The organism is Pantoea sp. SGAir0183, from assembly GCF_043545505.1.
In genome coordinates, this window is sequence record NZ_CP028053.1 from 2,033,441 (window position 1) to 2,055,536 (window position 22,096).

Genomic DNA, 22,096 nt, shown 5'->3' on the forward strand with positions numbered 1-22,096 from the left:
TATTTGTGTCCGGGATACGGGCATAAAATTGATCTGAGTCAATCCATTGTTTTTTAAATCATTTTCCCGTCTTGATTTAGATGCATTTATAAAAAAATCGCGCTAAACCTGTGCGCACAAAAAAATGATTCAGTGCAGGCACCTTACTTTCTCACAGGAGTGACTATGAAACTGGCTAAATGCGCCATGCTGCTGGCGCTTGCGTTACCTCAACTGGCACTGGCCCACCAGGCAGGTGATTTTTTTATTCGCGCAGGTAGCGCCACCGTTCGACCTAACGAAGGCTCGGATAACGTACTGGGTATGGGCGGATTCAGTGCCAGTAATGATACCCAACTGGGTTTAACGTTCACCTATATGGCGACAGACAATATTGGCGTCGAGCTACTGGCCGCCACACCGTTCCGCCATAAAGTTGGCCTTGGCCCAACGGGCACGCTGGCGACGGTCCGGCAATTGCCGCCAACGCTGATGGCACAGTACTACTTCTTTGACAGCCAAAGCAAAGCGCGACCCTATGTCGGCGTCGGCATTAACTACACGACGTTTTACGATGCAAAGTTTAATCAGACCGGTCGTGATGCGGGATTAAGTGATCTCAGTGTGAAAGACTCGTGGGGCATTGCCGGCCAGGTAGGGCTGGATTATCAGATTAACCGTGACTGGCTGCTGAATGCATCATTGTGGTACATGGATATTGATACGAACGTGAAATTTAAATCGGGCGATCAGCAGCAAAATATTCATATGCGTGTTGACCCCTGGGTATTCTTCTTTGGCGCAGGTTATCGCTTCTGAAGAAAAAAGGGCCACGCAATGCGTGGCCCTTTTGGGTTTAAAACGGCGTTATTTAATTTGCATGTTATTTACGACGGATCTTACCCCAGCAACGCTTCGGGTCACCTGAACGGCACGGTTAGCCATTTGTGGTGAGCTGACAAAGCCGCTGAGCTGCACTTTACCTTTAAAGGTTTCAACGTTGATTTCGGTTGATTTCAGCGACTCATCTTTTAACAATTCGGCTTTCACTTTGGTGGTAATCACGGTGTCATCAATGTAACCGCCGGTGCCTTCTTTCGTTGGCGTTGGCGCACAGGCGCTGAGTGTTAATGCAACAACAGCCGCGACCATGGCACTTGCCAGCACTTTAAACCATTTCATTGCTTCTCTCCCTGTCACAAATAGGATACGTCGTTACCATAACGGCGCCTGTTAATTGTGGTGCAGAAAATCCGAAATGGGCAAACGGACAGCGAAAAAAAACAGCGAAATCATGCCTTACCGGGCGGTAAGGCATAAGGTGAAGGCTGTTAGCGGGTGGCGGCTTTGAGATCGTGGATAAATGTTCTCAATGCGTCCAGCATGACCTCTGGCTCGGCGTGATGCTTTTCAATAATTTTCACAACAGCGGAACCTGAAATTGCACCGGCTGTGCCTGCCGCGAGAGAGTCTTTTACCTGGGAAGGTTCGGAAATGCCAAAGCCCTGTAGCGGCGGGGCTGCATGGTATTCCTTCAGGCGGGTTATCAGATGATCAAGTGGCAGGCTGGCCCGCTTTTCAGTACCCGTCACGCCCGCTCGTGATAACAGATAGGTGTAACCGCGACCGTGAGAAGCGATTTCGCGCAGAAGTTCATCGCTGGCGTTCGGTGGGCAGATGAAAATGGGCGCAATACCGTGACGCATAGCCGCCTGACGGAAAGGTGCCGATTCCTCTACGGGCACATCAGCCACGAGGACAGAGTCGACCCCCGCTTTGGCACAACGCGCATAAAAGTCATCAATACCATTGCTGAACACCAGATTGGCATACATCAGTAAACCTATCGGGAGTTCGGGATATTTTTGACGAATCGCCGCGAGCATTTCAAAACACTGTGCCGTCGTCGTTCCACCAGCGAAGGCACGCAGTGTTGCACTTTGAATAGTAGGACCATCTGCTAAAGGATCAGAAAAGGGAATTCCCAGTTCAAGTGCGTCAGCCCCGCCTTCTACCAGCGCATCGATAATGCGTAATGACAGGGCAGGTGACGGGTCACCCAGAGTTACGAAGGGAACCAGCGCACCTTCTTTCTTCGCCGCCAGACGCGTAAACAGTCGATCATAACGTTCCATCAAATTTCTCCCTGCGCAGTCAGAATATCGTGAACGGTGAAGATATCTTTATCACCCCGCCCAGAAAGGTTCACCACAATCAGCTGCTCTTTCTCCGGCTCCGCCTTCGCCATTTTTAACGCATGGGCCAGCGCATGGGCGGATTCAAGCGCAGGGATAATGCCTTCCGCACGACACAGCGTTTTAAAGGCTGCCAGCGCTTCATTGTCGGTGACGGAAACATAGTCCGCGCGGCCGATGCTGTTCAGATGGGCGTGCTGAGGGCCGACTGACGGGAAATCGAGGCCGGCAGAAATCGAGTAGGACTCTTCGATTTGCCCTTCGCTGGTCTGCATCATCGGGGCTTTCATCCCAAAGTAGATGCCGACCCGGCCGTGTTTCAGCGGTGCGCCGTGCTCACCGGTTTCGATACCGTGGCCCGCTGGCTCAACGCCAATCAGTTTGACGCTCTCTTCCTCGATGAAATCGGCAAACATGCCAATCGCATTGGAGCCGCCGCCGACGCAGGCGATGACGGCGTCGGGCAGACGTCCTTCTTTTTCCAGAATCTGTTTTTTCGTCTCTTCACCGATCATGCGCTGGAACTCACGCACGATGGTCGGGAAGGGGTGCGGGCCGGCCGCGGTGCCCAGCATATAGTGGGCGGTTTCATAGCTGCCCGACCAGTCACGCAGCGCCTCGTTACAGGCATCTTTCAGGGTGGCGGAACCGCTATGAACCGGAATCACTTCGGCACCCATCAGGCGCATACGAAAGACGTTAGGTGACTGACGCTCAACATCCTTGGCGCCCATGTAGATGCGGCATTTCATGCCCAGCAGCGCACAGGCCAGGGCTGAAGCCACACCATGCTGACCGGCTCCGGTTTCCGCTATAATCTCGTTTTTGCCCATCCGTTTAGCCAGCAACGCTTGTCCCAGTACCTGGTTCGTTTTGTGCGCGCCGCCGTGCAGCAGATCTTCACGTTTCAGGTAAAGGCGGGTTTGAGTGCCTTTGGTCAGGTTACCGCACAGGGTTAAGGCTGTCGGGCGGCCGGCATAGTTTTTCAACAGGTCGGTAAATTCAGCCTGAAACTCAGGGTCTTTTTGGGCGCTGACAAAGGCTTCTTCAAGCTGCTTCAGCGCAGGCATCAGAATTTGTGGCACGTACATGCCGCCAAACTCGCCGAAATAGGGATTAAGTAAAGTCATGGATCTATCCTTTTGTGTGCCCGCCTTCAGGCGGGCCAGTCCAGTCAGTAGGCGCGAAGCGTTCGGAACACCGCCGCAATTTTGCTGGCATCTTTGATGCCTGGCGCGCTTTCTACACCGGAATTAAAATCGAGTCCTGCACAACCCAACTGTGCGGCTTCCACACAGTTATCCGCGCTCAGCCCACCGGCCAGCAGAACATTCTTCAGGTCCTGCCCGTGTAGCAGCGACCAGTCAAAGGTCTGGCCCGAACCGCCCTGACCATTATCGAAAACGTAACGGTCAATATGCGGCCAGTTACGTTCTGGCAACGCGTCGCTGATGCTGAGCGCTTTCCAGATTTGTACCTGTTCAGGCAGTGCCTGATAAAGCGCAGCCACGTAAGCGTGGTCTTCATCGCCATGCAACTGCACAGCAGCCAGCTGCAATGATTCCACTTTAGTGACAATGTCACTTATTGCCGCATTGCGGAACACACCCACATAGTTAAGCGGGGCACCGGCTATCACGGCACGTGCTTTCTCGGTATCCACCTGACGCGGCGAGCCCTCGGCAAAAATAATTCCGCCGTAAATAGCGCCGGCATCACAGGCCGCGCAGGCATCTTCAGGGCGCGTCAGTCCGCATACCTTGTTGCTGCCCAGGGTGACACGTCGCACCGCAGCATGAAGATCCTCTTCTTCCATCAATGCCGAACCAATCAGGAAGCCATTTGCAAAATGACTCAGTTCACGCACATCGCGGTAATTGTTGATGCCCGATTCGCTGATAACGGTCACACCTTGCCCCAGGCGCGGCGCAAGCTGACGCGTCCGGTTGAGATCAATCGACAGATCGCGCAGGTCGCGGTTATTAATGCCGACCACTTTGGCTTCCAGCGCAATCGCGCGTTCCAGCTCCTGCTCATTGCTGACTTCAGTCAAAACGCCCATCTGCAGGCTGTGTGCGATGGCGGAAAGCTGACGATACTGCTCATCATCCACGACCGACAGCATCAGCAGGATGGCGTCAGCCTGATAAAAACGCGCCAGATAAATTTGATAAGGGTCGATGATAAAGTCTTTACACAGCACCGGCTGCGTAATCGCAGCACTGACGACGGGCAAAAAGGCAAAGTCGCCCTGGAAATATTTTTCGTCGGTTAATACCGAAACGGCAGAAGCATAATGGCGATACACCCCGGCGATCATTTCGGGATCGAAATCATCGCGGATCAGCCCTTTTGAAGGCGAAGCCTTTTTGCATTCCAGAATAAAGGCAGTGCGGGTGCCCTGCAGTGCGTCATAAAAGCTACGGCTGGAAGGAACAATGCGCGGCTGGAAGCTTTCCAGCGGTTGCTGCTGCTTACGCGCTTCAACCCAGACGGCTTTGTCTTTCACGATTTTATCTAACACTGTACCCTGCATGATTATCCTCTTGATGCCAGAGCCACCACGCGCTCATAAGCCTGACCGCTACGGATGGCATTAAGCGCACGCTGTGCATTTTCACGGAGATCTTCATTACCAAATACTTTCAGGAGCATGGCCACATTCACGGCAACCGCCTCCTCATGGGCCTGCTCGCCATTACCCTGGAGTAAACGTGTCAGAATGTCACGGTTTTCTTCGGGCGTGCCGCCTGCCAGCGCGTCTTTAGGATGGAATCCGAAACCAAAATCCTCCGGACTTAACTGATAGCGGGTGATTTCCCCTTCGCGCAGCTCGGCCACCTGTGTCACATCGTGCAGGGCAACCTCATCCATGCCGCCGCCATGTACCACGGCTGCACGCTGGTAGCCTAATACTTTCAGCGTCTGAGCAATCGGCAAGACCAGCTCAGGGCTGTACACGCCAATAACGGCTAACGGTGGACGCGCAGGGTTGATCAGTGGCCCCAGAACGTTAAACAACGTGCGGGTCTTCAACTGCTGACGCACCGGCATAGCATGGCGAAAGCCCGTGTGGTACTGCGGTGCGAACAGGAAGCAGACATTCAGATCGTCCAGTGCGCGCCGCGCCAGCTCAGCGGGCATATCCAGGTTAATCCCGAAAGCGGCCAGCAGGTCGGATGACCCCGATTTGCTGGATACGCTGCGATTGCCATGTTTTGCCACCTTCAGACCACAGGTAGCGGCGACAAAGGCACTGGCGGTTGAAATATTAATGCTGTTACTGCCATCCCCGCCGGTGCCCACAATATCGGCGAACGCATAATCCGGACGCGGAAACGGTTTGGCATCTTCAAGTAAGGCACAGGCTGCCCCGGCGATTTCCTCCGGGTTCTCGCCCCGGACTTTCATCGCAACCAACGCCGCCGCCAGTTGGGTAGGTTCAAGCTGGCCGGTAATAATGGCGCTGAACAGCTGGTGGCTTTCTGCCTGCGTCAGACTATGCGACTGGTAAAGTTTTTCCAGAATCGGTTGCATTGCGTTCTCCCTGTTACTTCGCCAGCGCCCAGGCAAGTGTCTGTTCAAGCAGACGTGCGCCCTGAGTGGTTAAAATGGATTCAGGATGGAACTGGAATCCGCAAACCCGATCGTGTTCATGACGGACGGCCATCACCATGCCGTTGTAGCTGGCATTGACCGTTAATTCGTCTGGTGTATTGCTGCCCACCAGTGAGTGGTAACGGGCAACGGGAAGAGGATTACTCAGTCCGGCAAACATCGCCTCGCCGTCATGATTAATGGATGACGCTTTGCCATGCAAAATTTCACCGGCCTGACCGACATGGCCGCCATACGCTTCCACAATCGCCTGATGGCCCAGGCAGATCCCGATAATCGGTAACTTTCCGCGTAGCGCACGCAGCAGTTCGGGCATACAGCCCGCGTCTTTCGGCGCGCCAGGGCCGGGTGACAGCATCAGGACAGGATTGTCCATGCTCTGCAAACGTTCAGTCAGCAAAGCGGCCGGTACGTTGTTGCGGTAAATCACCACGTTGTGCCCAAAGGTGCGCAGTTGATCGACAAGGTTGTAGGTAAATGAGTCGATGTTATCCAGCAGCAGGATGTCAGCCATCAGAAGATCTCCTTGCAGTGATGAGCAGTGGCGATAGCGCGCAGCACGGCGCGGGCTTTATTGCGGCTTTCATCGGCCTCGGCCTGTGGGTTAGAATCGAGCACCACGCCCGCGCCGGCCTGTACAGTGGCCACGCCGTCTTCCACGTAGGCTGAGCGGATCACAATACAGGTATCCAAATCACCGTTGGCGGTGAAATAGCCGACAGCGCCGCCGTAAATACCGCGTCGGGTGCCTTCGGCTTCAGCGATCAGTTGCATGGCGCGAACTTTAGGTGCGCCGCTCAGCGTGCCCATATTCATGCAGGCGCGGTAGGCATGTAGCACATCCAGATCCTCACGCAATGTCCCCACCACGCGGGAGACCAGGTGCATAACAAAGGAATAACGATCAACCTTGGTCAGATCCGCGACGTAGCGGCTTCCGGGACGACAAATGCGCGCCAGGTCATTGCGTGCGAGATCGACCAGCATCAGGTGCTCGGCCAGCTCTTTATGATCGGTGCGCATTTCAAGTTCGATACGGCTGTCCAGATCGCGGTCCAGCGAGCCATCCGCATGTCGACCGCGTGGACGCGTTCCGGCAATCGGGTAAATTTCGATCTGTCGTGAGGCGGCGTCGTACTTGAGCGAGCTTTCCGGCGAGGCGCCAAAGAGCGAAAAATCCTGATCCTGCATAAAGAACATATACGGGCTGGGATTACTGCGTTTTAACGTATCGTAAGCGGCCAGCGGCGACGGGCAGGGCAGTGAGAAGCGACGTGATGGCACGACCTGGAAGATCTCACCAATACGAATAGCATCCTGCATCTTCCTCACCACATTACAGTATTCCTCATCGCTCTGGCTGGTGGTCAGCGTCATCGTTTCGACCGGCTTGACGGGCAACGCAGGTGCAGGTTGCAGCATTTGTCCGTGTAACTGCTCAATACGGCTTTGCAGACGCTGGAATTCATGGGTGGACGGACAGAACAGGCTGGCCTGCAGGCGGGCACTGTGTGCCTGGTGATCGAGCACCAGCAGGGTTTCCGCCAGATATAAACAGTAGTCAGGGCAGCGCTGCTCACTGCTGAGCGTCGGCAGGTCCTCAAAACCGGCGACCAGATCATAGGCAAACAGGCCGCCAACGAACACGGCTTCGCGCTCATCGGCAGGCGAGTTTACTAACTGCGGAATCACACGCAGGGCATCAAACACCGACAGGGCGCGTAAGCGAGAGTCTTCATCTTGCTGATCGTGGGTCGTCGTAAATGTTAACACCCGGCCATCAGGGCGCGATTCATTTTTGATTTCGGCGGGAAGCGCCTCGTCCAGCAGCGGCAGCAGCGCCCGACCATTATCAGACAGGGCCTGCACAGTGACGCAGTTACCCAGCGCGCTGATACGTAGGGCACTGTCGATGATCATCAGACTTTTTAAATTTTCCTTGCTGTCGATATCCGCAGATTCAAGCAGCAGCGTTGACGGGCGTGCGCCGCATAACTGATGAAAAACCGCGGCGGGATCTTCCCGATAAGGGGCGTTACCGGTAATTAACTTCACTGTAGGTTTTGCATTGAGCATGATGATTTCTCTGAATGTCGTCCAAAAAAAAGCCCGCTTGTTGGCGGGCTCAGGTATCTGCACAGGTTTACGCTAAGTGTGCACGACAACGCCGCCCGACCGGGAAACATTGCGCCACCAACCAGTGAAAAGCGTAATAACCATTTTCATAAACACATACCCGTCTGCGGTGAACTTGTGTACTAGTTAACTGGTTCGTGACAAAAATGTCAATACACTTTTTCAGTGACCCATAAAATCGTTATCATGCTGACCTGTTCCATCGCCAGCAGGAGTTGTTTTGAGCGATATCGCCCGTTTTCCGCTTTACGATCTACATAGTCATACACGGGCTTCCGATGGATTGCTATCCCCGCAGGCGCTGGTCGAGCGTGCGGTTGAAATGCGCGTAGGTGTGCTGGCCATTACCGATCACGATACCGTGGCGGGCGTCGCCGAGGCACAGCAGGCCGCATTACGTGCTTCGTTGCCAGTCAATGTCATAGCCGGCGTCGAGATTTCCACGCTGTGGGAAAATCATGAGATCCATATTGTTGGATTAAATATCGATATTCATCATCCCGTCATGACGCAGTTCCTCGCTGGTCAGTATACGACGCGACTGGAACGCGCCCAACGCATTGCTGAGCGGCTTGAAAAAGCCCAGATTCCCGATGCACTGGCGGGCGCCCTGCGTTTAGCCGAAGGGGGAATGATCACGCGGGGACATTTTGCCCGCTATCTGGTTGAGGTTGGCAAAGCGAGCACTATGGCGCAGGTATTCAAAAATTATCTGGCCCGAGGCAAAACCGGCTACGTGCCGCCGCAATGGTGTACAATTAATCAAGCCATTGATGCCATTCACCATTCTGGTGGCTGTGCGGTGCTGGCTCATCCGGGACGCTACGGATTGTCGGCAAAATGGCTGAAACGCCTGATCGCGTATTTTCGCGCTGCGGGGGGTGATGCTATCGAGGTGGCACAATGTCAGCAGGCACCCGATGAGCGTACCACGTTAGCCGGGTACGCCCGGGATAACGATCTGGCCGCATCGCAAGGTTCTGATTTTCATCAACCCTGCCCGTGGATTGAGTTAGGCCGCAAACTGTGGTTACCCGCAGCCGTAGAACCCGTCTGGGAACGCTTTCCCGTACTGGCTCCGGCTGCTGAATGCACGGAAAGGTGACAAGAGGTTTTTATGAGTCAACTGTTTCATATTCATCCGGATAATCCGCAACCGCGTCTGATTAACCAGGCTGTGGAGTACCTGAACAAAGGTGGCGTGATTGTTTATCCGACCGATTCAGGCTATGCCCTGGGATGTCGTCTGGAAGAAAAAGGCGCGATGGAGCGCATTTGCCGTATACGACAACTGGATGGCCATCATAATTTCACACTGATGTGCCGCGATTTGTCTGAGTTGTCGGTGTATTCACAGGTGGGCAACAGCGCGTTCCGCCTGATTAAAAATAACACGCCGGGCAATTACACGTTTATTCTGAAGGCGACGAAAGAAGTCCCGCGCCGTCTGATGAACGAGAAACGTAAAACCATTGGTTTACGTGTCCCGTCGAATCCAGTGGCCCTGGCGTTACTGGAAGCGCTTAATGAACCGATGATGTCGACATCCTTGATTCTGCCAGGCAATGATTTCACTGAATCTGATCCGGAAGACATTCAGCACAGTATTGGTAAGCTGGTGGACTTAATCATTGACGGCGGCACGCTGGGACAGCAGCCTACCACCGTGATTGATTTGACCAGTGATGCCCCTGAAATTGTCCGTGAAGGCGCTGGCGACACAACGCCTTTTATGTAAGCCAGTCAGGTTTTACGGGTGTCAGGAATCGTCGCCTGTAACCAGTTTTTAAACTGGCCGTAAGGGATATAGAGTGACACATCTTTCAGTATCACTTTCCCGCTACGGCCATTTTTAATTGAATCGGAATACCCGACGATCACGCCGCCGATGGTATCGTCACTATTGAAGACCCCACCGCCAGACATCCCCTGAACCACGCCAGCATTGGAAGCCATCGCGATGCACGGACTTTTATTCCAGAGGTTACGAATGGCGGTGCGTGCGAGATTCACACCTTTTGATTCAACAGGTAGCGCCGAAATATAGCTGTAACCGTACATCTTTACGTGATCGCCAATATCGGTGCTGCGGAAGTGAGCCAGCGTATCAGGCGGATTCTTGTGATAAATAATCGCAAGGTCGCAGTAAGGGTGATAAGACTTCACGCGCTGCACGGCAAATTTTGCCACATGCGCGGCAGTCAGGCTGTATTCAGGCGTCAACGGAATAGTGGTGCCCAGCGTGCCTAAACCCAGAATCGTCGGAATGCCTGTCACGCTCATATCCACGTGCTGCATTGCCGTTCGGCTGTACTCGGTATGGCCCACGGAACAACCGCTCAGCGCCAACGCAATCAACGCTGAACTTACAAAACGTTTTTTCATGGTGGTGTCTTCGCTTAAGCATGCCAGTAAAATCCCTGGTGAAGATTAAGGACATGCAAATTAAAGCTCATCGTGAGCCGTATTAACGCAGCGTTTCCCGATGCGCCAGTATTAAGATTAATAACAACCCTTTAGCGTGCTGCAATTTAATGCCCGGGTCAGAAATAACTGACACCGTACGGATTAAAATCTGCTCACTGTCCGGTCGCATAATGTGTTATCGGCAATAGATTGCAATAGTCCAATTTTTTTTAACTTTACGAGGGTAGAAAAAAAAGTCATTGCGGACTTAATGATAAAAAACAGGGTGATGACCACCTTATTATTCTTTCATTATCGGCTGATGAATAAAATTGTACAGTGATTTTTATGTTGTATAGCTTTTCCCGACGCAACCTGTTGATAATAGAGTAAACAGGGTGCATTGAAGATGCGAGGCGGGCTAACAGAGGGCTGCCGGGGCCCACAATGATTTTATTTGACTTAAGTAGCGGTGTATTGTTTTTATTTTTTGTAAACAGCCACAAAAATAAAACTGTTTAGCGCGCCAACTGAGTGTGAGCCGTTAATGAAAAGTGTCAGGCCAGATACCTGGAGACTTAATCATTAATTCACTACCGGTTTTGGCAGGAAATGATTTATAAAAGCGAGTAAAGACGGAAATAAAGCCAATAGCTGCGATAAGTAACATTAATTAAAATGAAGTAACCAAGTGTGACATTCAGATAATATTCTCCCCTGCTACGATTGTGTCATTTGACTTAATTACCCTAAATAAACGTATGTGCTTATAATGATCTTCTTGCGCGATCATCAGGGCGCAACGCAGCCATCTAATTCGACCAGATCTTAACCGGATCAGGCGTGAGCGCGTAGGGACCGTCACGCCTGGGACAGGTGTCGTAAGGCACGGGTCAGCAGCCAGGCCCCGTACGCCGCTTCCGGGCGGCACATTACGGGTTACAATGCCTCAGACATGCTGTATAATGGGGCCAACAGGAAAATATAACCTATTGATTTTAAAGGTTTAATTGCCTAATCCATCCGACGCCTGGGAAGGCGACAATGAGGTAGCTCCATGAGCGAGAAGTTACAAAAAGTCTTAGCGCGTGCCGGTCACGGTTCGCGTCGTGAAATTGAAGCGATGATTGCGGCCGGACGCGTGAGCGTTGACGGTAAGCTTGCCACACTCGGCGATCGCATCGAAAACAATAAAGCCCTGAAAATCCGTATTGATGGCCATCTGGTATCGATTGCTGAATCTGCAACAGAAGTGTGCCGTGTGCTGGCGTATTATAAACCTGAAGGTGAACTCTGCACACGCAGCGATCCTGAAGGGCGGCCTACGGTCTTCGATCGTCTGCCGCGCCTGCGCGGTTCACGCTGGATTGCCGTTGGCCGCCTTGACGTGAATACCTGTGGACTCATGCTTTTTACAACGGATGGTGAACTGGCTAACCGCCTGATGCATCCCAGCCGGGAAGTGGAACGTGAATACGCGGTGCGTGTGTTTGGCCAGGTTGACGATGACAAAATTCGTCAGCTCAGTAAAGGTGTGCAACTGGAAGATGGTCCGGCAGCGTTCAAAACATTGCGTTTTGCGGGTGGAGAAGGCATCAACCAGTGGTACAACGTCACCCTGACTGAAGGACGCAACCGTGAAGTTCGCCGTTTATGGGAAGCCGTGGGTGTACAGGTCAGCCGCCTGATGCGTGTCCGCTATGGCGACATCACCTTGCCAAAAGGTGTACCACGCGGTGGCTGGATGGAACTGGATCTGCCAGCGGTCAATTATCTGCGCAATCTGGTAGGAATGGATGACGAAACCGTCACCAAACTGGCGGTTGAGAAAGATCGCCGTCGTACAAAAGCCAATCAGATTCGTCGGGCCGTGAAACGCCACAGTCAGGCCAGTGGCAGACCCGCTCGTCGTAATGCCAGTAGCAAACGCAACGCAACCTGAGTGCCTGCCGGGTTGATATAAGGCTATAAAAAAGCCGCAACATCGTCTGTTGCGGCTTTTTACTTTCTGGCTGACGCTCCCGGACATCTTACCGGTGGAAGAGGGGAAACGCGCCGGTTACTAAGCCGCCCGCCATCAGCACCAGGCTAATCAAAATCCCCCATTTTATGGCAAAACGTTGATGGTCACCGATATCCACTTTGGCCAGACCGACTAACAAATAGACCGACGGCACCAGTGGACTCAGCAGATGGAAGGGTTGGCCCACAATAGAGGCTCGGGCAATTTCTTCTGCTGAAATACCATAGCTGGCGGCCGTCTGCGCGATGACAGGCAGAATGCCAAAGTAGAAAGCATCGTTGGACATAAAAAAGGTAAACGGCAGACTGATCAGGGCGGTAAATAGCGCAAGATAAGGTCCGAAACTGTGCGGAATAAACGCCAGCAGACTTTTCGCCATGGCGTCCACCATGCCGGTACCTGACAGTATGCCGGTAAAAATACCTGCCGCAAAAATCAAGGCAGTCACCGCCAGCACATTACTGGCGTGTGAACCGATACGGGCTTTTTGCTCCTCAAGCGAGGGGTAATTAAGCATGACGGCAATTGCAAAAGCCAGCATAAACAGAATCTGAATGGGCATGGCACCCACCACCAGAAGCACCAGCAGTACCGTGGTCAGAATAAAGTTTGGCCAGAACATTTTGGGCCGGCGATTTGCTGCGCATTCGTCTGCATCACCCAGGCCCAGTTCGATATTATTCAGATGGTCGTCGCTGATGCGCATGACGCCCAGACGTTTACGTTCCTGTAGCCCAAACACGAAGGCCAGACCGACAAGAGCAACACAGGCGATAAGGATGGCCGGTAGCATGGGAATGAAAATATCCAGCGCATCAATGCGCAGCGCGGCCGCCGCGCGGGCTGTGGGGCCTCCCCACGGCGACAGGTTCATGATGCCGCTGGCCAGGTTAACCAGGCAGGTCATTGCCAGCACATTCATGCCCAGTTTCCGGTAGAGGGGAAGAAACGCGGCAATAGCAATCATGTACGTGGTGGAACTGTCGCCATCCAGCGAGACCAGCAAGGTTAATACAGCGGTACCGACCAGCACTTTAAGCGGGTCGCCACGCACAATTTTCAGGATGAAACGCACCAGCGGATCAAACAGTCCGGCATCGATCATCAGGCCGAAATAGAGAATAGAAAACGTCAGCATCACACCCGTTGGAGCCAGCGTTTTGACCCCGTTCAGCATCATTTCCCCAAGTCCGTGATAAAACCCGCCGATAAGCGCAAAAAGCGTCGGGATAAGAATGAGCGCGATTAGCGCTGACATGCGTTTGGTCATGATCAGATACATGAAACAAACCACCATCGTAAAGCCCAGTATGGTCAGCAAAATAAGAGCCCTCTTATTGGAAAAAGTTATTCAATTGTTATCAGAAAGAACATTTAATTATGGAATCGATTAGCACGGTAATGATTAACCTGTTGATTTGATTAACCACGCGCAATGGGATGATATTAAAGCTAAATATTTTTTTATCATTTATTTAACATTGAAGAGTGATCCCGATCGGTTTTACGTCTCTCAACGGTAAAAATATGTGATTGAGATCAATCATGGCGGCGGCGGATGACGCCGGTTTTCAGGCAGGGTTTCTGGAAAAGGCGCGTAAAACGTTTCGCAAAATTAACATGAATGGAAAATAAAAGCGGGAAAAGCCCTGAGGACCAGCTGCGCCAGGCTGCAATGACAATAAGCGGGCATGCAGGCCGATAAACAGGGAAAAGGAAGTACAGAGGGGCACAGCGTAAGATAAGCAGGCCGGATGCATAAGGGCAGCCAGCCTGCGGTAAAGGCTACCAGTCTATTCCCTGCTGTGCCTGGATACCGGCGTCAAAGGCATGTTTCACCGGACGCATTTCCGTCACGGTGTCAGCCATATCCAGTAAGGTGCGATGGCAACCCCGACCCGTAAGGATGACGCTCTGGTGGGCAGGACGGCCTTGCAGAGCGGTTACCAGCTCGTCGAGTGGCAGATAATCCATACTGATCATGTAGGTGATTTCATCCAGAATCACTAAATCAAGCGTATCATCCGACAGCATGCGTCTGGCATGATCCCAGACGGCCAGGCAGGCCGCTGTGTCGGTCTGGCGATTTTGCGTTTCCCAGGTAAAACCCGTTGCCATTACCTGAAACTCCACCCCGTGCCGGGCCAGAAGGTTGCGTTCGCCGTTGGGCCATTCTCCCTTAATGAACTGAATGGCCGCGGCACGTTTGCCATGCCCGCAGGCGCGTAGAGCCGTGCCAAACGCAGCGGTGGTTTTACCTTTACCGTTTCCGGTAAACACCATCAAAATGCCTCTGACTTGCTGAGCGGCAGCAATGCGGGCATCCACCTGTTCTTTCAGACGCTGTTGCCGCTGTTGATGACGATCGCTGGTCATTACTCTGCGGCCCCGGGTTTTCTGCCTGGCTGCGCATCGAAGCTCATACCGGTTTTACGGCGGCTGTCATCGCCCATTAAATAGAGGTAAAGAGGCATGATATCGGCAGGCGTTTTGAGTTTACCGGCGTCTTCCTGAGGAAACGCACTGGCGCGCATTTTCGTACGCGTACCACCAGGATTAATACAGTTAACCCGCAATGCCTGATTTTTATACTCGTCGGCCAGCACCTGCATCATGCCTTCTGTGGCGAACTTTGATACCGCGTAGGCACCCCAACCCGCGCGCCCGGTACGGCCCACACTTGACGTCGTGAATACCAGCGAGCCGCTTTCGGATTTGAGCAGCAACGGCAATAGCGCCTGGGTGAGGTAAAACGTGGCATCAACATTAATTTTCATGACCTGTTGCCAGATTTGCGGATCCAGGTCGGCCAGCGGAACAATCTCACCTAAGATACTGGCGTTATGTAACACACCATCCAGACGGGAGAATGTTTGCGCCAGTTCCTGCGCTAGCTGCGCACAGCGTGCCGGCGTGGCGTCTGAAAGATCCAATACCACCGAATGGGCAGGGCGCTTGTTCAGTTGGTTTATCAACGCTTCTGTCTGCTGCAGCTTTTCAGCGCTGCGCCCCAGTAAAATCACCTCCGCGCCGAAGCGGGCGTAGGTCAGGGCCGCTTCGCGTCCAATGCCGTCAGAGGCACCCGTCACCAGGATAATGCGATGGGCAAGTAGATCATCTTTCGGTTGATAATGCATGTTGGGAACCTCCCGCAACGTCTGGGTTTTTCGCTTTATGCCCTAATTCAGGGCACGACGCAATTAGCAATAGGGACAATCTGTGCCAGATGCTGGCATTTCAGGCGACGCAGTAGCATAAACCCGTTAAACTAGGCGTTTGTCAGTAATCCTCTGTTTAATAAGGCGACACGATGGATCTTCTTTTGAGTTATGGATTGTTTTTAGCAAAAGCGGTGACGGTGGTCGTTGCCATTGCTGCCATCGTCATGATTGTTGTACATGCCGCTCAGCGTAAACGTCACCCGGGCGGACAACTGCGATTAACGCGGTTAGATGACGATTACAACAAGATGAAAGAGGCGTTGCAGCTTGAGAAAATGAAACCGCAGGCGCAAAAACTGTGGTTAAAAAACCATAAAAAGGCCGAAAAACAGAAGGCGAAAGCAGAGAAGCGCGACGCGAAGCAGGGCAATGTCGACACCGTTAAACCCACGTTGTACGTGCTTAATTTCAATGGCAGCATCGATGCCAGTGAAGTGAAATCGCTACGCGAAGAAATTTCAGCCATTCTGGCGGTTGCCCAGCCGGGCGATGAAGTATTACTGCGTCTGGAAAGCCCGGGCGGCATGGTTCACGGTTATGGCCTGGCGGCGTCACAATTGCAGCGCCTGCGTGATGCCGGGTTGAAGCTGACAGCGGCCGTGGACAAAGTGGCGGCGAGCGGCGGCTATATGATGGCCTGTGTGGCCAATACCATCGTGGCCGCGCCTTTTGCCGTCATCGGTTCCATCGGGGTTGTCGCGCAAATCCCTAACTTCAACCGTCTGTTGAAACGTAATGACATTGACGTTGAGTTACACACGGCGGGTCAGTACAAACGTACGCTGACGCTGTTTGGTGAAAACACCGAAGAAGGACGTGAAAAATTCCAGCAGGATTTGAACGAAACCCACCTGTTGTTTAAACAGTTTGTTCATGAAATGCGTCCTTCCCTCGACATTGACCGGGTGGCAACCGGCGAACACTGGTATGGCCGGCAGGCGCTTGGACTGGGCCTGATCGATCGTATTTCGACCAGTGACGATCTCATTATCGCGAATATGGCGAAATTCACGGTACTGGGCGTGACGTATGTACGACGTCGTTCAAAAATCGATCGCCTGACGCAAAGCGCAGGGCAGGTGCTTGAGCGCATTATGCTCAAATGGTGGCAGCGCAGCGACAAACGGTTTTTGTGATGCATCGACCCGGCTCAGGCCGGGTTTTTTATACCAGGTGATAACGGGGTGACAGCAGAACGGCCAGGTGTTTGAACAGGTTGAACACCGCCGTGGTTTTTGCGGTCGGCAGGCCTTCCGCGTCCAAAAAGTACGGCCCTTTAAACACCAGCACATCGCCCTGCTGGCTGACGGCAGTAGCTTCAATACCGGCGATAAAATCATCATGTTCCCTGAGCATCGCGTTAGCGATATCTAACAGTGCCTGGGACGACACTCCCTCAGTCAGATTCTGCATATGTCTGTGCCTTTTTGACAGTCTGATAATTCTTTCTATATTACTTCCGTACTGCACTGTTCGACAAATCGTGGGCAGGGGTAAAAAAAGGGCTTTCCTCACACCAGATGCTAATTAAGTTGCGTAACAGATTTTATCAGGTACAGTGTGGGCGTTTCAGATTCCAGGGATATTGCACCGGGAAGTGCGATTAAGTCAGGCAGAAAAAGCGATTTTTATCATAAAGTTGCACTGTAAAGAATCGACTGACCAGAGATTGAGCCCCACGTCTTGAAATACCAAACAGGCGTAGCAATATTGAACCCGATGGGTTTTCAGGGCGTCCAATCCTCTCCCGTTGAGCAGGATGTATTCATTAGGTAAAGGTAAATATGGGTAAAGCACTCGTTATTGTTGAGTCCCCGGCAAAGGCTAAAACAATCAATAAATACCTCGGCAGTGGCTACGTGGTGAAATCCAGCGTGGGCCATATCCGGGATCTGCCGACCAGTGGTTCAACCGCCAAAAAAAGTGCTGAAACCCCGACAGATAAGAAAGCCAAAAAAGTTAAGAAGGATGAGAAAGCCGCGCTGGTCAGTCGTATGGGCGTTGATCCCTATCACGGCTGGGAAGCGGATTATCAAATCCTGCCCAATAAAGAGAAAGTGGTAGCGGAACTCAAAGCTTTAGCCGAGAACGCCGACCATATCTATCTCGCAACCGACCTTGACCGCGAAGGGGAAGCCATTGCGTGGCACCTGCGGGAAGTGATCGGGGGTGACGATAAGCGCTTTAGCCGTGTGGTGTTCAATGAGATCACCAAAAATGCGATTCGCCAGGCGTTTGAAACGCCGGGCGAACTCAACATTGACCGCGTCAATGCACAGCAGGCACGCCGCTTTATGGACCGTGTCGTGGGATACATGGTATCCCCGTTATTATGGAAAAAAATCGCGCGAGGCCTGTCTGCCGGCCGCGTGCAGTCTGTTGCTGTCCGGTTAGTGGTTGAGCGTGAGCGTGAAATCAAAGCTTTTGTGCCCGAAGAGTACTGGGAACTGAGCGCTAACCTGACCACGCCGAAGGGCGATGAGCTGACGATGGACGTCACTCATGCGGGCGATAAACCGTTCCGTCCGGTCAATCACGACCAGACGCACGCCGCGCTGGCTCTGCTGGAGAAAGCGCGCTTTGCGGTCACGGACCGTGAAGACAAGCCAACCAGCAGCAAACCCGGCGCGCCGTTTATTACCTCCACGTTGCAGCAGGCGGCGAGTACCCGGCTGGGCTTTGGCGTGAAAAAGACCATGATGATGGCGCAGCGCCTGTATGAAGCGGGCCATATCACCTATATGCGTACCGATTCCACGAACCTGAGCCAGGATGCGGTTTCGATGGTGCGCGGCTACATTGAAGGCCATTTTGGTAAAAAGTACCTGCCCGATGCGGCGAATACCTTCGCCAGCAAAGAGAATTCGCAGGAAGCGCATGAAGCCATCCGTCCATCAGATGTGGAAGTGCTGGCCGAGCAGCTCAAAGATATGGAAGCGGATGCGCAGAAACTGTATCAGCTTATCTGGCGTCAGTTTGTCGCCTGTCAGATGACACCGGCACAGTACGATTCGACCACGCTGACAGTCACGGCAGGGGATTACAAACTGAAGGCCAAAGGGCGTACGCTGCGCTTTGACGGCTGGACCAAAGTCATGCCTGCGCTGCGTAAGAATGATGAGGATCGTACTTTACCGCCGGTTAACGTTGGCGATGAGCTGAGCCTGCAGGACCTGTTACCCAGCCAGCACTTTACCAAGCCACCGGCCCGCTTTAGTGAAGCTTCACTGGTCCGTGAGCTGGAAAAACGCGGTATCGGCCGTCCTTCGACCTATGCGGCCATCATTTCCACTATCCAGGATCGTGGCTACGTCAGGGTGGAAAACCGCCGCTTTTACGCTGAAAAAATGGGCGAAATTGTCACCGATCGTCTGGAAGAGAACTTCCGCGAGCTGATGAATTACGACTTTACCGCTCACATGGAAAACAGCCTCGACCAGGTCGCCAACAATCAGGCGGAGTGGAAGACGGTTCTGGATCGCTTCTTCTCCGATTTCAGCCAGCAGCTGGAACAGGCTGAGAAAGATCCGGAAGAAGGCGGAATGCAGCCGAATCAGATGGTCCTGACCTCCATCGACTGCCCAACCTGCGGCCGTAAAATGGGGATTCGGACAGCCAGCACCGGTGTTTTCCTGGGGTGTTCAGGCTATGCGTTACCGCCGAAAGAGCGTTGCAAGCAAACCATCAACCTGATTCCGGAAAATGAAGTTCTGAATATTCTGGAAGGGGACGATGCCGAAACCAACGCGCTGCGTGCCCGTCGTCGTTGCCAGAAATGTGGCACAGCGATGGACAGCTATCTGATTGATAACGGACGCAAGCTGCACGTTTGCGGTAACAACCCTGAGTGCGATGGTTATGAAATCGAAGAAGGGGAGTTTCGTATCAAGGGCTACGATGGTCCGGTCGTCGAGTGCGAAAAATGTGGTTCTGAAATGCACCTGAAAATGGGGCGTTTCGGTAAGTACATGGCCTGTACCAATGATGACTGTAAGAACACCCGTAAGATTTTGCGTAATGGCGATGTCGCCCCGCCGAAAGAAGATCCCGTGCCGCTGCCCGAACTGCCGTGTGAAAAATCGGATGCGTATTTTGTGTTGCGTGACGGTGCTGCCGGTGTGTTCCTGGCCGCCAATACCTTCCCCAAATCGCGTGAAACCCGCGCACCGTTGGTGGAAGAGCTGCAGCGTTTCCACGACCGTTTACCTGAGAAGTTGAAATATCTGGCCGAAGCGCCAGCAACCGATCCGGAAGGCAACAAGACGCTGGTGCGCTTTAGCCGTAAAACGAAACAGCAGTATGTGGCGTCTGAAAAAGACGGCAAAGCGACAGGCTGGTCAGCGTTTTACATTGACGGCAAGTGGCAGGAAGCGAAAAAGTAACCCTGTAAGGCCAGCATTGCTGGCCTTTTTTCCCCGCCTTATATCATTCCGTTCTACATTGATACTTAAAATGCTATAGTGGTTATAGCATTTCCGATCCCTTCTTTCTGCTCAGCACCTTTCACCCGCCTGGGCGACAGTACGCCACCCGGGGATGCGACTCTGTAACCGACCAGGATAACAACAGATATGAAATTACAGCAGTTGCGCTATATCGTAGAAGTCGTGAACCACAACCTGAATGTTTCATCGACAGCAGAAGGGCTTTACACCTCGCAGCCGGGCATCAGTAAGCAGGTCCGTATGCTGGAGGATGAGCTTGGGGTGCAGATTTTCGCCCGCAGCGGTAAGCACCTGACGCAGGTTACGCCCGCCGGTGAAGAAATCATTCGCATTGCGCGCGAAGTGCTCTCCAAAGTAGATGCCATAAAATCTGTCGCAGGTGAACATACCTGGCCGGATAAAGGCTCGTTATATGTTGCCACTACGCACACTCAGGCGCGCTATGCGCTGCCCGGCGTGATTAAGGGCTTTATCGAACGTTATCCACGTGTCTCGCTGCATATGCATCAGGGTTCACCAACGCAGATTGCCGAGGCGGTTTCTAAAGGCAACGCAGACTTTGCAATTGCCACGGAAGCGCTCCACCTCTACGACGATCTCATTATGCTACCGTGCTATCACTGGAACCGCGCTATCGTGGTCACGCCAGACCATCCGCTGGCGGGAAAAGGGCAGGTCACGATAGAGGAGTTGGCCGATTTTCCGCTGGTAACCTATACCTTCGGCTTCACCGGACGCTCCGAGCTGGATACCGCCTTTATGCGCGCGGGGTTGACGCCACGTATCGTCTTTACCGCAACGGATGCCGACGTCATTAAAACGTATGTTCGCCTGGGGCTGGGCGTAGGGGTGATTGCGAGTATGGCGGTGGATCCCGTTGCTGATCCTGACCTCGTCAGAATTGAAGCCTCTGAAATCTTCACCAACAGTACGACGAAGATTGGTTTCCGCCGCAGCACCTTCCTGCGCAGTTATATGTATGACTTCATCCAGCGCTTCGCTCCTCATCTGACGCGCGATGTCGTGGATACGGCTGTAGCGTTGCGTTCCAACGAGGACATTGAGGCCATGTTTAAAGATATCAAGCTGCCGTTTAAGTAACGGTTATCTGTCGTCGCGTATTCTCAGGCTGCTTAGTGCAGCCTTTTTTATGCAAGAATGTTAGCGCCATGTTTATATTGAGAAGTTTCATTATCTTTTTGTAAATGTAACGTCGATCACATGTTTAAAGCTTGCTGTATCTTAAATGCGAAATACGACACATTTTTGACGCGATTTCTTTGCGGGCTGCCAGGATTATTCCCATACTCCAGTTAACGCTTGATGGAGAAGCTTTTATTTAAGGGTTAGTTAACACGGTCTTTAGTAATGACTGGATCTGAAGTTAAATTAACTCAAATTTTTGTCAGGCGGATTTTAATAGTATGGGTAATAAGTCATTAATCGTTACTTAAGTAATTTTACAGTTTTGATAAATTGCGTTAATCGTTTTGTGCAATAAAAATGACTGGATTTTTGGCCTTAACGGGTTTAGGATTCCTCCTAAATCTTAATCGATGTTATCAATCGTTTTATTGAGAGTGATTATCAAAAACTATGGCTACGAGACTGACTGTTGATCCGGGCTTCCCGGCTAAAAGCACCAAGGTTAAGCGTACAGGTAACACTCGTCGCAATGCCTGGTTAACTGTGTTCGCTGCCTCAGCGCTGTTCTGGGTGGTTGTAGCATTAATGATTTGGCGCATCTGGGGTTAAGCCATGTGGGCAAACGCACTCTGCCATAAGCACACCATGACGACTCGTCAGCATCGTCTCTCTGGCTATAAAGCGAAAGAGCCGGTTGCAAAGGCGGAAAAAGTGACTATCCCCGAAAGTTGGGATCTCAACGAGCATCAGCGTAATTTCATCGAGTCCTTTCTGGACCCGAAAACAAAATAATTTTACATCACGTTTTTCTTTCGACATTTCTTCTGTCTTTCAGGCTTACTTAATTAAGCGCTCTTCACACGTTGCATAAATGATGTCATCCCTTATCAGGATGCGAGTACGGCTTTTATTGCCCTTTCTACGCAG

The 22,096-nt window shown here is 52.4% G+C and carries 19 protein-coding genes, 1 pseudogene and 1 other annotated feature; of the genes and pseudogenes, 9 read left to right on the forward strand and 11 right to left on the reverse strand.

The genetic code is table 11. From position 1 onward, the window contains the following. The first annotated feature begins 165 nt into the window (after positions 1–165). On the forward strand, positions 166–798 hold the full coding sequence (gene ompW / locus C1N59_RS09480) for an outer membrane protein OmpW (RefSeq protein ID WP_033741844.1): 633 nt from the start codon (positions 166–168) through the stop codon (positions 796–798). A 48-nt stretch (positions 799–846) separates the two neighbouring features. Here the strand turns inward: ompW and C1N59_RS09485 are convergent, their stop codons facing one another. From C1N59_RS09485 to C1N59_RS09510, 6 genes and pseudogenes are all read right to left on the reverse strand, one after another. Beyond that, positions 847–1,161: a BON domain-containing protein gene (locus C1N59_RS09485; RefSeq protein ID WP_006119359.1), complete on the reverse strand. Its 315-nt coding sequence runs from the start codon at positions 1,159–1,161 to the stop codon at positions 847–849. A 149-nt stretch (positions 1,162–1,310) separates the two neighbouring features. Then, positions 1,311–2,114, reverse strand: coding sequence for a tryptophan synthase subunit alpha (gene trpA / locus C1N59_RS09490; RefSeq protein WP_033741843.1), 804 nt, complete (start codon positions 2,112–2,114; stop codon positions 1,311–1,313). Next, positions 2,114–3,304, reverse strand: coding sequence for a tryptophan synthase subunit beta (trpB, locus tag C1N59_RS09495; protein ID WP_033741842.1), 1,191 nt, complete (start codon positions 3,302–3,304; stop codon positions 2,114–2,116). The genes trpA and trpB overlap by 1 nt, the downstream gene beginning before the upstream one ends. Positions 3,305–3,348: 44 nt before the next feature. Continuing rightward, complete coding sequence (gene trpCF / locus C1N59_RS09500; protein WP_039342988.1) at positions 3,349–4,710, reverse strand: bifunctional indole-3-glycerol-phosphate synthase TrpC/phosphoribosylanthranilate isomerase TrpF; 1,362 nt, start codon at positions 4,708–4,710, stop codon at positions 3,349–3,351. 2 nt (positions 4,711–4,712) lie between these two features. Next, a pseudogene (trpD, locus tag C1N59_RS09505) lies at positions 4,713–6,306 on the reverse strand (bifunctional anthranilate synthase glutamate amidotransferase component TrpG/anthranilate phosphoribosyltransferase TrpD). Continuing rightward, complete coding sequence (locus C1N59_RS09510) at positions 6,306–7,868, reverse strand: anthranilate synthase component 1 (protein ID WP_394550667.1); 1,563 nt, start codon at positions 7,866–7,868, stop codon at positions 6,306–6,308. The pseudogene trpD and the gene C1N59_RS09510 overlap by 1 nt, the downstream one beginning before the upstream one ends. A 23-nt stretch (positions 7,869–7,891) precedes the next feature. Beyond that, positions 7,892–7,994 (reverse strand) — a sequence feature (Trp leader region). 154 nt (positions 7,995–8,148) lie between these two features. Here C1N59_RS09510 and C1N59_RS09515 point away from each other — a divergent pair. Continuing rightward, a complete protein-coding gene (locus C1N59_RS09515; protein ID WP_324021450.1) occupies positions 8,149–9,033 on the forward strand; it encodes an RNase RNM in 885 nt (294 codons plus the stop codon). Between the two features lie 12 nt (positions 9,034–9,045). Continuing rightward, entirely contained in the window at positions 9,046–9,666 is a 621-nt protein-coding gene (locus C1N59_RS09520) for an L-threonylcarbamoyladenylate synthase (protein ID WP_039340183.1), read from the forward strand. 5 nt (positions 9,667–9,671) lie between these two features. Here the strand turns inward: C1N59_RS09520 and C1N59_RS09525 are convergent, their stop codons facing one another. After that, positions 9,672–10,313, reverse strand: a complete 642-nt coding sequence (locus C1N59_RS09525; protein ID WP_006119348.1) for a hypothetical protein — start codon at positions 10,311–10,313, stop codon at positions 9,672–9,674. 1,078 nt (positions 10,314–11,391) lie between these two features. Here C1N59_RS09525 and rluB point away from each other — a divergent pair. Further along, on the forward strand, positions 11,392–12,276 hold the full coding sequence (rluB, locus tag C1N59_RS09530) for a 23S rRNA pseudouridine(2605) synthase RluB (protein WP_006119347.1): 885 nt from the start codon (positions 11,392–11,394) through the stop codon (positions 12,274–12,276). Between the two features lie 88 nt (positions 12,277–12,364). Here the strand turns inward: rluB and C1N59_RS09535 are convergent, their stop codons facing one another. From C1N59_RS09535 to C1N59_RS09545, 3 genes are all read right to left on the reverse strand, one after another. Beyond that, on the reverse strand, positions 12,365–13,678 hold the full coding sequence (locus tag C1N59_RS09535) for a CitMHS family transporter (protein WP_006119344.1): 1,314 nt from the start codon (positions 13,676–13,678) through the stop codon (positions 12,365–12,367). A 464-nt stretch (positions 13,679–14,142) separates the two neighbouring features. After that, positions 14,143–14,733 carry a cob(I)yrinic acid a,c-diamide adenosyltransferase gene (gene cobO, locus C1N59_RS09540; RefSeq protein ID WP_039340187.1) on the reverse strand — a complete coding sequence of 197 codons (591 nt, stop codon included), beginning with the start codon at positions 14,731–14,733 and terminating at the stop codon, positions 14,143–14,145. Next, positions 14,733–15,494 (reverse strand): YciK family oxidoreductase, encoded by a 762-nt coding sequence (locus C1N59_RS09545; RefSeq protein WP_006119341.1) that lies wholly within the window; start codon positions 15,492–15,494, stop codon positions 14,733–14,735. The genes cobO and C1N59_RS09545 overlap by 1 nt, the downstream gene beginning before the upstream one ends. 173 nt (positions 15,495–15,667) lie before the next feature. Between C1N59_RS09545 and sohB the strand changes: the two genes are divergently transcribed. Then, the gene (gene sohB / locus C1N59_RS09550) at positions 15,668–16,714 is read left to right on the forward strand and encodes a protease SohB (protein WP_205950396.1); all 1,047 of its coding nucleotides are present in this window, start codon (positions 15,668–15,670) and stop codon (positions 16,712–16,714) included. 28 nt (positions 16,715–16,742) lie between these two features. Here the strand turns inward: sohB and C1N59_RS09555 are convergent, their stop codons facing one another. Next, positions 16,743–16,991 (reverse strand): DUF2498 family protein, encoded by a 249-nt coding sequence (locus tag C1N59_RS09555; RefSeq protein WP_033741829.1) that lies wholly within the window; start codon positions 16,989–16,991, stop codon positions 16,743–16,745. Between the two features lie 371 nt (positions 16,992–17,362). On the opposite strand from C1N59_RS09555, the gene topA reads away from it, so the two are divergent. The 4 genes from topA to C1N59_RS09575 all read left to right on the forward strand — a co-directional run bounded on the left by topA (position 17,363) and on the right by C1N59_RS09575 (position 21,961). After that, positions 17,363–19,960 (forward strand): type I DNA topoisomerase, encoded by a 2,598-nt coding sequence (topA, locus tag C1N59_RS09560; protein WP_185199391.1) that lies wholly within the window; start codon positions 17,363–17,365, stop codon positions 19,958–19,960. 189 nt (positions 19,961–20,149) lie between these two features. Next, positions 20,150–21,124, forward strand: coding sequence for an HTH-type transcriptional regulator CysB (gene cysB / locus C1N59_RS09565; protein ID WP_033741825.1), 975 nt, complete (start codon positions 20,150–20,152; stop codon positions 21,122–21,124). A 495-nt stretch (positions 21,125–21,619) separates the two neighbouring features. Then, a complete protein-coding gene (locus C1N59_RS09570; RefSeq protein ID WP_006119333.1) occupies positions 21,620–21,778 on the forward strand; it encodes a YmiA family putative membrane protein in 159 nt (52 codons plus the stop codon). A gap of 3 nt (positions 21,779–21,781) precedes the next feature. Continuing rightward, positions 21,782–21,961: a hypothetical protein gene (locus C1N59_RS09575; protein WP_033741823.1), complete on the forward strand. Its 180-nt coding sequence runs from the start codon at positions 21,782–21,784 to the stop codon at positions 21,959–21,961. The last annotated feature ends 135 nt before the right edge of the window (positions 21,962–22,096 follow it).